Source organism: Bosea vestrisii, assembly GCF_030144325.1.
In the GTDB taxonomy this organism is placed as follows: domain Bacteria; phylum Pseudomonadota; class Alphaproteobacteria; order Rhizobiales; family Beijerinckiaceae; genus Allobosea; species Allobosea vestrisii_A.
The window spans coordinates 2,013,828-2,024,770 of sequence record NZ_CP126307.1; the positions used below are offsets into that span (position 1 = coordinate 2,013,828).

At 62.4% G+C, this 10,943-nt stretch carries 11 protein-coding genes and 1 pseudogene; 1 reads left to right on the top strand and 11 read right to left on the bottom strand.

Going from position 1 to position 10,943, the window contains the following annotated elements; all coding sequences use genetic code 11:
- Positions 1–50: 50 nt before the first annotated feature.
- The 11 genes and pseudogenes from QO058_RS10115 to QO058_RS10165 all read right to left on the bottom strand — a co-directional run bounded on the left by QO058_RS10115 (position 51) and on the right by QO058_RS10165 (position 9,398).
- Complete coding sequence (locus QO058_RS10115; RefSeq protein ID WP_284171887.1) at positions 51–1,793, bottom strand: ABC transporter substrate-binding protein; 1,743 nt, start codon at positions 1,791–1,793, stop codon at positions 51–53.
- Positions 1,794–1,837: 44 nt separating this feature from the next.
- Complete coding sequence (locus QO058_RS10120; protein ID WP_284171888.1) at positions 1,838–2,950, bottom strand: NAD(P)/FAD-dependent oxidoreductase; 1,113 nt, start codon at positions 2,948–2,950, stop codon at positions 1,838–1,840.
- A gap of 26 nt (positions 2,951–2,976) precedes the next feature.
- Positions 2,977–4,011, bottom strand: coding sequence for an ABC transporter ATP-binding protein (locus QO058_RS10125; protein WP_284171889.1), 1,035 nt, complete (start codon positions 4,009–4,011; stop codon positions 2,977–2,979).
- Positions 4,004–5,086 (bottom strand): ABC transporter ATP-binding protein, encoded by a 1,083-nt coding sequence (locus QO058_RS10130; RefSeq protein ID WP_284171890.1) that lies wholly within the window; start codon positions 5,084–5,086, stop codon positions 4,004–4,006. The genes QO058_RS10125 and QO058_RS10130 overlap by 8 nt, the downstream gene beginning before the upstream one ends.
- Complete coding sequence (locus QO058_RS10135; RefSeq protein ID WP_284171891.1) at positions 5,086–6,030, bottom strand: ABC transporter permease; 945 nt, start codon at positions 6,028–6,030, stop codon at positions 5,086–5,088. Before QO058_RS10135 ends, QO058_RS10130 begins: the two co-directional genes overlap by 1 nt.
- A gap of 5 nt (positions 6,031–6,035) precedes the next feature.
- Positions 6,036–7,004, bottom strand: coding sequence for an ABC transporter permease (locus QO058_RS10140; protein ID WP_284171892.1), 969 nt, complete (start codon positions 7,002–7,004; stop codon positions 6,036–6,038).
- 205 nt (positions 7,005–7,209) lie between these two features.
- Positions 7,210–7,740, bottom strand: a complete 531-nt coding sequence (locus QO058_RS10145; RefSeq protein WP_347976554.1) for a LysR substrate-binding domain-containing protein — start codon at positions 7,738–7,740, stop codon at positions 7,210–7,212.
- 196 nt (positions 7,741–7,936) lie between these two features.
- Positions 7,937–8,116: pseudogene (locus QO058_RS10150) on the bottom strand (LysR family transcriptional regulator); the annotation flags it as partial.
- A gap of 158 nt (positions 8,117–8,274) precedes the next feature.
- Positions 8,275–8,940 (bottom strand): LysR substrate-binding domain-containing protein, encoded by a 666-nt coding sequence (locus QO058_RS31380; protein WP_432212057.1) that lies wholly within the window; start codon positions 8,938–8,940, stop codon positions 8,275–8,277.
- A complete protein-coding gene (locus QO058_RS10160) occupies positions 8,916–9,170 on the bottom strand; it encodes a LysR family transcriptional regulator (RefSeq protein WP_284171894.1) in 255 nt (84 codons plus the stop codon). The genes QO058_RS31380 and QO058_RS10160 overlap by 25 nt, the downstream gene beginning before the upstream one ends.
- 15 nt (positions 9,171–9,185) lie before the next feature.
- Complete coding sequence (locus QO058_RS10165) at positions 9,186–9,398, bottom strand: hypothetical protein (RefSeq protein ID WP_284171895.1); 213 nt, start codon at positions 9,396–9,398, stop codon at positions 9,186–9,188.
- Between QO058_RS10165 and QO058_RS10170 the strand changes: the two genes are divergently transcribed.
- Entirely contained in the window at positions 9,397–10,929 is a 1,533-nt protein-coding gene (locus QO058_RS10170; protein ID WP_284171896.1) for an ABC transporter substrate-binding protein, read from the top strand. The genes QO058_RS10165 and QO058_RS10170 overlap by 2 nt on opposite strands.
- Positions 10,930–10,943 lie beyond the last annotated feature (14 nt).

The window sequence follows — 10,943 nt, forward strand, 5'->3', positions numbered from 1 at the left end:
GATCAGGCCGGGCATGCATGTCCGGCCTGTCATGCTGGACGCAATTTGCGTCAATACTTGTAACCGGCCTTTTCCATATACTGCTTGGCCAGGTTGAAGTCGTAGGCGATCGGCTTTAGCGCGTCGTGATCGTAGTATTCGGAGGTAAATGGCAGAGGCACCGTGCCTGGCTTGCCGAACCCTGAAACCACGTTCTTGATGATCTGCTCGCGCGGGATCATGTGGCTCATCGCCTTGCGGACATACACGGCGGCCTCGGCCGCGCGGCTGGGATCCTGCTTGCCGAGCGGCGTCTCCACACCGGTGCCGAAGACCGGATGGTCCATGTTGAGGCAGGTCTGCATCCACTTGAACGAGTCGAAGCGATTGACCTTGCCCCAGGACGCATCGACCGTATCGAGCAGGCCGCCGACGTCGTACATCGGGTCGTGAGCATCGATGGCGCCGGATTTGATGGCGCTGAGCAGGGCATCCGCGCCCTGGATGTTGACGACATAGAAGGTCTTGACGTTGCCTTCCGTCTTTTTCCAGTAGTTCTCGTTCTTGCTGTATTTGTAAGCCTTGCGAGAAGGATCGAAACCCTGCGGGATCCACGGCCCGGTGCCGACGGCGCCTTTTGCTTCGAAGACTGTCCCGTCCGAGGTCTTGACCGGGAAGGTGCCCAACCAGGTGCTGATCACATGGCCGCGCAGTTCCTCCGGCTTGAGGCCCTTGTAGGCGTGCTTCGGCATGATCGCGATGACCGGCATCAGGAAGTCGAGGAACATCGCGTTCGGCTGCGGCAGCGTAACCGTGATCTCGTGGGTGCCGGTGATCTTGTAGGCGTCCGACGAGCCCATCACCGTGCTGAGTGGCGCCTGGAACAGGCTCGCATAGGCTTTATCGATGATGGTATCCCAGGTGAACTTCACGTCTTCGGCTGTGAACTCCTCGCCAGAATGCCATTTGACGCCCTTGCGCAGGCTCAGCACCCAGGTCGTGCCGTCGTCTGAACCTTTGACCGATTCCGCCAATGCCGGAACCAGCTTCTTATTGGCCCAGCTGTCATATTCCATCAGCGCGTTGTAGGCGGGGCCGAAGATGTTGGCCTCGTTATAGCCACTGCCATACATCGGGATGAGCTGGCTCGGGGGCTGCCAGGAAGCGAAAGTGGCGGTGACGTCGCCGGTGGCCCCCTCGATCATCCAATCCTCCGGGCGCGGATAGAAGACCGGGTTGTAGGTCGTCGATTCCAGGCCCTTCAGCTTGGGATTGGTGATGATCACCTCCTCCGGGTAAAAGACCATATGGAGCGGCTCGATCTCGTACCAGCGCTTCGCGAACGCGCCCATCGCCGCCTTGCGGTCTTCCGCCGTCACGGCGCGGGAGTATCTCTCGATCGACTCGTCGATCTGCTTGTCCGCGACACGGTAGTAGTTCTGCCCGTTGGGCGGAATGTTCTTGCTGTGAAACAGTGTTTCCGGGCTTGGCGACAGGCCACTATAGTAGATTCGCTCGGAATACATGTCGAAACCGCCTTCGACATGGGTCTTGCCGCTGTCGTTCGCACGCCTGGCGATCACGACCGATGGAGGCTGGTAGCTGGCGTTGACGTCGATGCCCAGCCGCGCAAACTGCTTGCCTATCAGGTCGGTCCAGATCATCCGCGACTGCAGGTTGTTGAAGATCATCAGATAGAGCTTGAAGAAGGGCGGCTTGGCCAAGGCTGGCTCCGGCAGCCCGCCAGCGGCGAGCGCCGCCGCTCCGGCGCCGGTCCATTTGAGAACGTCACGTCGCGTCGATTTCTCAGTCATCGCTTTCCCCTTCTTTTGTGTGATCGGCAGTGGAAGCTGGCGGCTCAGGCCTGAAAACGGGCCGGACGGAACTGTTCGAGTTCGACTCTCGTGCGTCCGTGAAGCACCTCGTCCGCGACAGCCTGGGCGAGGAACGGGGAGAGCGTGACACCGCTATGGGTCACGACCACGTAGTAGCCGTCGACACCGCGTGCCGGCCCGACGGTCGAGAGCCCATCGGCCGGAATGGGCCGCACCGTCGTCCGCACGGCCTCCGCCTTGACGCCTTTCAGGCCCGGCAGGATCTCGGCGGCGCTTTCCATTGCGATCCGCGCTTCCTCGCAGTCAGGCGTGCGGCTTTCGAGAGCCGCAAAGCGGTCGTCGAGCGAGTCCTTGCGCACCATCAGCCGTCCGGCGCCGTCCGGGCGGACATCGACATCAGGGGCATGGAACGGTCGGCGTAGCTCGACACCCACCGGCGGCGTGAAAACCAGGAAGCCGACGGTTGGTGCCAGCGGAATGTTCGGCACGGATTGGTTGACCGTCTCGTTCGACCAGCGCCCGGTGCAGTTGATGACGAGGTCAGCCTCGTGGAGTGCGCCGCTATCATCGCGTGCGCCGATCACGCGGCCGTTGCGGGTCTCCAGGCCAGTGATCCTGACTCCTGTCCTGATTGCAGCGCCATAACGCTGGCGCGCGGCGCGCAGCATCGTGCCGGCGTAGAGCACCGGATCGATCCAACCTTCCTCGGGACAGAAGACGATCTGGGCGGTATCCGGGACCGCATCCAGCGCAATCTCGGGCTCAAGTTCGCCGAGCCGCTTCTTATCGATGATCTGGGCGTCGTAACCCCATGCGCGCAGCCTTGCGACCTTCTCAGCCTGGGCGGCGACCTCCGCCGGTGCGATCCGCCATTCCAGGCTGCCGCTCTGGTGGAACCAGGGTGTGGTGCCGAACTCTTCCTTTAGCGCCGCATGGGCACGCATGCCGGCGACATTGAGGTCGTGATAGGGACGTGGTGTCTTGTTGTTGGAATTGGTCCAGGCGAAGCTTACACCAGAGGTGCCGCCGCCGACGCGGTCGGCCTCCAGCACCGTGACCTTCGCACCGCCCTGCGCAATGCGGTAGGCGATCGAGCTGCCGACGATTCCGGCTCCTACGACGATGACGTTCATCATGGCATGTCCTGTAGTCTGGCCCGCATTCAGCGCGGGTTGTGGCAAGCAAAGGCGTGGGTGCCGTCCGGAGCGGACAGCGGTGGAACCTGCTGGGAGCAAACCGGCAGTGCAGCCGGGCAGCGCGTATGGAAGACGCAGCCGGGCGGCCGCTTCAGGACGCTCGGAATCTCGCCACTGATTGCGTCGCGTGGCTTTTGTCGCGCCGGATCGGGCACGGGGATCGCTGAGATGAGAGCCGCGGTATAGTGGTGGCGTGGACGCGCGAAGATCTCGTCGACCTCCCCGATCTCAACGAGATTGCCGAGATACATCACGGCGATGCGGTTGCTCAGGAACCGCACCGAACTCAGATCGTGAGAGATGTAGAGATAGGAGAGCTTCAGCTCCTCCTGCAGCTCGGCGAGCAGGTTGAGGATCTGGGCGCGCACCGAGACATCGAGCGAGGATACCGGCTCATCGCAGATCAGCAGACGCGGTTCGACGGCCAGCGCGCGCGCAATGCCGATGCGCTGTCGCTGGCCGCCGGAAAACTCGTGCGGATAGCGCTCGGCATGCTCGGCCGGGAGACCGACCCGCTCCAGCAGCGCCTCGACCGCGCCGTCCCATTGCGACTGCGGGAGAAGGCGGTGGACCCGCAACGGCTCGGAGAGTATCTGTCGGACGTTCCAGCGTGGATTGAGCGAGAGATAGGGATCCTGGAAGACGTATTGCATCTGCCGGCGCAGTGCGAGGACGTCGGGCCTGCGATCCCGGGCGAAGGTCGCGCATACATCGGTTTCACCGAGTCGGATCGTCCCGGATGTGGGCGCGACAAGGTGCAGGATCGAGCGGGCGGCGGTTGTCTTGCCGCAACCGCTCTCGCCGACGATGCTCAGTGTCTCGCCGATGCCAAGATCGAAGCTGATGTCGTTTACGGCGCGGATGTCGCCCGTGACCGTCTGGCGGAAGAGGCCGCGTCGATGCAGCGGATAGCTTTTCACGAGTCCATCGACGCTGAGCAGGGGCTTTTGTGCGACGCGCTGGCGAATATCGGCCATCGGTTCGATCAAGGTTTCAGCCATGGCCGGGCACCCCGGTGCTGCCGCGCTTCAGGCAGTGGACGACACGGCCGGGCTCGATCGCCGCTGCTTGCGGGACGAGACGGGAACATTCCGGCATTGCTTCAGGGCAGCGGCCAGCGAAACGGCAGCCGCCGCTGAGCGGTTGGCCCGGGGTTGCAGCGAGGCCGACTGTCGGTAGTCGTTCGCGGCGCCCCTCGGCATCGATTACGTAGCGTTTGTCGATCCGTGGCGTCGAGGCGAGCAAGGCCTGCGTGTAGGGGTGGGACGGACGAGCGAAGACGGCATGCTTGTCGCCGGTTTCGCAGACCTGCCCGGCGTACATCACCGTGATTCGATCGGCGATGCGCGCCACCACGCCCATGTCGTGGGTGACGAAGATCATCGACATGCCGAGCCGCTGCTTCAACTCATCCAGCAGGTCGAGGATCTGCGCCTGGATGGTTACATCGAGGGCAGTAGTCGGCTCGTCGGCCAGCACCAGAGCGGGATTGCACAGCAGCGCGCGTGCGATGCAGACGCGCTGCTTCATACCGCCGCTCATTTCGTGCGGATATTGCGACAGGCGTGGGCCGGGGTCCGTGATGCCGACGAGGCGGAACAGCTCCTCGACTCGCTGGAATGCCGCAGCACGCGGCAGCTTTTCGTGAACCTTCAGGATCTCGGCAAGCTGGGCACCGACCGTCAAGAGAGGGTTGAGCGAATAGCCGGGGTTCTGGAAGATCATGGCAAGGCGCCGGCCGCGCAGCTTCTGCATCTCTCGCTGCGACTTGGCCGCCAGGTCCTGGCCTTCGAAGACGATGCGTCCGCCCGCGATCCGTCCCGGAGGTGGAAGCAGATTCAGGATCGCCAGGCTCGAGAGCGTCTTGCCGCTGCCGGACTCGCCCACGATGCCCATCGTTTCGCCGGCGCGGACCTGATAGCTGACGTCGTCGACGATCCGGACCGGCGCGCTCCAGGGCGGAAACTGGATACGAAGATTCTCGACCGAGATCAGGACTGGCGCCCGTGAATTTGAGGCTTCGGGCCGTTCAGAAGAAGCGGCTGGGGCCTGTCTTTCGGCGGCGAGGCTCGTCATCAGCTTTTCGCCCGCGGGTTGAAGGCGTCGGTAAGCCCATCCGCCAGAAGATTGAAACCGAGAACCGTGACGAAGATCGCCGCGCCGGGGCTGAGTGAGGCCCAGGGAGCGACCTTCAGCGCCTCGTAGTTGAAGTAGAGAAGCTGGCCCCAGCTCACTGCAGCCGGGTCACCGAAGCCGAGAAAGCCGATCATCGCCTCCGACAGCACGGCTCCACCGATACCGAGCGCGATGATGACGACGAGTGAGGGCAGAGCGTTCGGCAGGATATGGCGGAACAGGATGTCGCCAGAGGTAGCGCCGATGCAGCGTGCTGCCTCGACGAACTCCTGATTCTTGAGCCGCAGGAATTCTGCACGGGTCATCCGTGCGATCGGAGCCCAGGAAAAGACGCCGATCAGCAGGATGATCACACTCAGATTGAGATAAGGTATGCTCTCGAATGGCGTGTTGACGACCGCGACCCCGAGCAGCCGTACCACCGCCAGAATGACGACGAAGACCGGAATAACCAGGAAGAAGTCGGTGAAGCGCATCAGCACTTCATCCGTTGTACCCCCGCGATAGCCGGCGAATCCGCCTACCAGAACGCCGATCAGCGAGGCGATCGACATGGCGCCCAGCCCCACCGCGAGCGCTGTCGGCGCACCGTAGATGAGCCGGCTGAGCACGTCGTAGCCCATCCGGTCCGTGCCGAGCGGATGGGTCCAGCTCGGCGGTGCCTTGGAGCCGGGGTCGATCATCGGGCTCTGGTCCTGCGGATCAAAGGGCGCGAGGAAGGGGCCGAGCACCGCGGTCGCGACGACGAACATCACGAGGATCAGCCCGAGCATGCCGGTGCGACTCTTGGTGAAGCGCTGCCAACCCTGCCGCCAGATGCCCCTGGCGGGCTTGGCGACCCGCCTCGCGACAGATGGCCGGCTCGTGATCGTCTGATCGGTCACGCTGCTCACTCCAGACTGATGCGGGGGTCGATGAGGACGTAGATGACGTCCGTCAGCAGGGTCGTGCAGATCAGCATGAAGGCGATGACCGCACTCGCACCCATGATCACGGGGTAGTCGAGCTGATGGATCGCCGAGATGTAGAGGTAGCCAAGGCCCGGCCAGGTGAAGACGGATTCCGTCACCGGGGCCGTGCCGAGCATCAGGCCGATCAGCAACCCGAGATAGGTCAGCATCGGGATGAAGGCCGCCCGTAACGCATGGACGAAGATGACGCGTCGTTCGGGAATGCCGCTGGCGCGCATCGCCGCGATGAAGTCGCTCTTCAATACGTCGACCATGTTCGAGCGCATCAGCAGCGTCAGCGTGGCGGTGTTGAAGAAGGTCAGCATCGCCACCGGCAGCACCATGTGCCAGAGCGCGTCGAGCACGGGGCTTCCGCCGATCGGGTTACGTGTCGAATAGGCGCCATAGCTCGGCAGCCAGTCGAGCGTGTACGAGAAGACGAAGATAAGCAGGATGCCGAGGAAAAACGCGGGCAGCGATTGGCCAAGCAGCGCGGTGCCCATCACTGCAAAATCGGCGCGCGAATGCTGGCGGCGTGCGGCTGTGACCCCGAAGAGGATTGCGACCGCGAGAGCGATCAAGATGGCAGGGAGCTGGATTTTGAGGGTTTCCCAGCCCCAGGTCATGATCATCGATCCGACAGGCTGGTTGTAGACGATGCTGGTGCCAAAATCGAGGTGAACCAGCCGTCCGAGCCAGAGCAGATAGCGGGTGAATGGAGGATGATCGAGCCCGTAATAGGCCTTCATCCGCTCGATCACCTCGCCAGTCATGCCTGGCGTCTCCGCCATCATAAGCTCGATCGGATTGCCGATGGCGTTAACGAGGAAGAATATTGCTGCACTGACGCCCAGCATCAGCAAGATCGCAAAGATCAACCTTCTGGCAAGAAAGATGACGATTCGCATCCCGAAAAGGATCCTCGCTTCAATTTTGACAATAGATCGCCTCTGATCTGGATATGCTGTTCGGCACGTCCAAAAACCGGTCGGCTTGCTTGATCTAAGTCAATGACGGTCAGCGTATGGACGCAAAATCGGGGCGTCAAAGAATATGATTTTGCCAGTTCATTCCCTGAGGTTATGATGTCTGCCGCCGTAGCGAGCAGCCACCTCACGGATCAACGCGGTAGCCAAGGCGCTCGAACTCGTCCTCGATGTCCCGCATCAGCGCCTCGGCCAGCGAGGAACTGATCAGGCTGTTGGGGCGCACATGCCAGACCGGCGAGAATATCTCTGGAGCGAAGGACCTGGCGACGAGGCCACGGCCGATGAACTGCTGCGCATTGAGTTCATCGACGAGGGCAATTCCGGCGCCGCTGGCGACCATGGCGCAAGCGACGTTGGCCATCGGTGCGTCGATGAACATGCGCGGCAGGATGCCTGCTTGCTCGAACACCTTCTCAACGGCTGCGCGGCGGTCGACCGATCCGATCGATACGAAACTCTCGCCGTCGAGATCCTCTGGGCGGATTCTCTGCCGGGTCGCCAGGCGGTGACCGTCGGGAAAGACGCAGGCATTGGGAACGCGTGCGATCATGCGGCAGACGACGTTCGGATGCGGCGTGGAATGCTCGGTGATTCCGAGGTCGATCTGCCCGGCAATGGCCCATTCTATAATGCGATCGGAACTGCGCGAATGCAGCTTGACCGCCGTCTTTTTCGTGCTTTCGGCAGAAGCGCGTTAACAGGGGCGGCACGATCGTCCCGGCCAGCATCGGCATGACGCCGAGATTGAGACGGCCAAATTGCAGCTCGCGGATGTCCTTCGTCATCCGCTCAAGACGCTCGACGCTTTCCCAGGTACGCTGAACCTCGGCGAAGTACAGCTCGCCATCCCGCGTCGGCCTGAGCCGCCCTTTCGTACGTTGGAAAAGGATGATGCCGGTTCCGCGCTCGAGTTGATACAGCATCTTGCTGGCGGCGGGCTGCGAAACGGACATCATCTCGGCCGCTTGGGTGAGCGTCCCGAAGCGCATGATGTGGCGGAAAAGCTCAACATGCCTGAGATTTATCGTCATCGGTCCCCTCGCAGGAATGTGGCCGCCGCATCTTTGTGGTCAGGGTTGCGAGGTTCGGCGCAGGCGATGTTCGCTGAAACCCGCCCCGCAAGGAAGTAGCGTTACGGGCGGAGGTGGATGACCCGGAGCCGTTTTGATGCCGCTCCGAATAGGATGACCTAGTCCGGCGCGTTGGAAAACGGCGGCGGAGGCTTCAGGCCCGCGCTGAACGCCTCGACGAGCTTGCCGGTCGGCCGGCCTCGCTGTCGAAACAGAAAGATCGGGACGTGTATCGCAGGCCGAAAGCTGCGGAATACGAGGCCGCGGTTGTTGCGCTCTCGAGCAGCCTCGCTGTCGACGATGCCGATGCCACATCCCGCGGCGACGAGCGCGCAGACCGTGAGGCCGAGGCTCGCATCGATGACGGTCCGCGGATGCTGCCCGGCTGTCTCGAGAGCCTGGGTCAACTTGCGGCGGAATTCGTCTTCCGGACCGAGGGCGACGATCGTCTCCCCATCGAGGTCGCGAGCCTCGATGTCCGGCTTGCGTGCGAGCGGGTGCCCTTCGGGCAGAGCAATAATGCCTTCGAGATCGAAGAGCTTACGGCGCGAGAGGTTGTATTCCTCGCTTCGGAGTTGGGCGATGCCGAGGTCGATCTCGCCACTCCCAACAAGGCGCGCGGCGTCGACGGAATTGCTCGAATGCAGCGTGATCGAGACATCCGGATGCGCCGCGGAGAAGCGCGCGACCATTGCAGGAAGCCAGGCGATGCCGAGCGCGGGTATCGTACTGACGACGATGCGCCCCTGCTTGCGATCCCTTAAACTGGCGGCGAAGCGCGACAGGTTTGCATGCCGAAATAGGTTCGCTCGACCTCGGTATAGAGCAACCGAGCCTCCTCCGTAGCCGCGATGCCTTTTGTCGTGCGGGCAAAGAGGCGCAGGCCGAGTTCGGCCTCCAGCAGCTTGAGAGCCTTACTGACCGCCGGCTGGGAGATGTGGAGGATGTTGGCCGCCTCGGTGATCGAGCCGGAATCCATGATTGCCTTGAAGACTTCGACCTGACGGTAATGCATGGGGCGAGCATAACTTCAATTCATATAGATCGTAAATTTATGAATTTGAGATAGATCAAAGACTGTGATCTGCTGGCTTTCGTCGCCGCCATCGCCTCTCGACAGGATGAGCAAGAAGGCGACCAAAAAACCAAAGACTGACTTCGCATCGCGAAAGCGGCGAGCGCAAAGGCGTTCGTCTGCGCTCGCGCGACCGCCGAAATTGCCAGCTTGGGGAACAGCGAACATGCGCAGTCTTCGTCATTCGTGCACCGTGGCGGCACTCGTCGCCGGTCTGTCTCTGGCCACCGCGCAAGCCTTTGCTCAGCCCGCGGGTGTCCTGCGGGTGGCGGTGGGCGCCGACCCGGCGACATTTGATCCCGCCTTCAACGATCTGCCCGTGGGCAACGCGGTCGATCTCGCCGTGCTCGAAGGGCTCTACCGGCTTGACCTGCAGAACAACGCCCAGAAGAACCTGGCCACGGATTCGTCTTTCTCGCCAGACGGCAAAGTGTTTACCGTCAAGATCAAGACCGGCAGGACCTTCAGCAACGGCGACCCGCTCAATGCCGAGGCTGTCGCCGCCAGCTTCAATCGGATGCTCGACGAGAAGACAGGCTCGATCTATCGCGGCCTCTACGCTTCGCTCGGCACGATCAAGGCGGTCGGAGAGGATACCGTCGAGTTTCATCTCGCCGAACCCAACGGCCATATCCTGATGCTGCTCGCAAACACGGCAGCGAGTATCGTCAACGTCAAAGCGCTCAAGGAGATGGGGGCAGAGTACGGCCGCAAGCCGGTCGGCTCCGGTCCTTATATGGTGGAGCGCTTCGTCGGCGGTGAAGGGTTCAGGCTCGTGCCGAACCCGAAATATGCAGGCGACTATCCCGCGACCCTGAAAGCGATCGACTTCAGCGTCGTGCCGGAAGACGGATCGCGCATGGCTTTGATGGAAACCGGCGCAGCCGACATCGTCGAGCGCGTGCCACCAGAGTCGATTGAGGCGATCAACGCTCTGAAGAGCGCGAAGGTCGTGACGCCACCGAGCATGTTCTCCATCAACATGGAGATGGTCTTGCGCGGTCCGCTCGCCGATCCGCGGGTCCGAAAGGCTTTGAACCTCGCGATCGATCGTGACGGCATCGCCAAGGGCGTCCTCGGCGGACTCGGCACGCCGTCGGTCGGTATGGTGGGGCCCGGCACGCAGGATGAATTGCGCAAGACCTTCCCCTTGATCCAGTTCGATCCCGAAGGAGCAAAGAAGCTGCTGGCGGAAGCCGGCTACAAGCCGGGCCAGCTCGCTCTCAGCTTCACCTGCCCGACCGGGCGCTACATCAAGGATGTCCAGGTCTGCCAGGCGCTGGCGGGGTCCTTCGAGAATGTCGGCATCAAGGCGACACCGCTCGTCGTCGATCGCGGCACCTGGACCAAGGTGGTCGGCATGGAGCCGGCCCAACGCACCGACAATATGGGCATGGTCGGGCGTGCCACGGCCGGGATGGATTACACCCTCTACCGGCTCTTCTTCACCGGCGTCGGCGCCAACCGCACGGGCTACTCGAATCCGCGCGTGGACGGCCTTCTGAAGGAAGGCCGCGCTACGACTGATCCGGCCAGACAGAAGGAGATCTACGGAGAAATCCAGGAGATCGTCTGGAAGGATCAGCCCTTCCTCTTCCTCTGGTACCAAACCCAGGCGATCGGCGTTGCGAACCGCGTGCAGGGCTTTGCCGTCCAGCCCAACGAGACGCTGGTCTTCGACAGGGTGACCCTCAAGTAGCGTCGGAAGCGGAG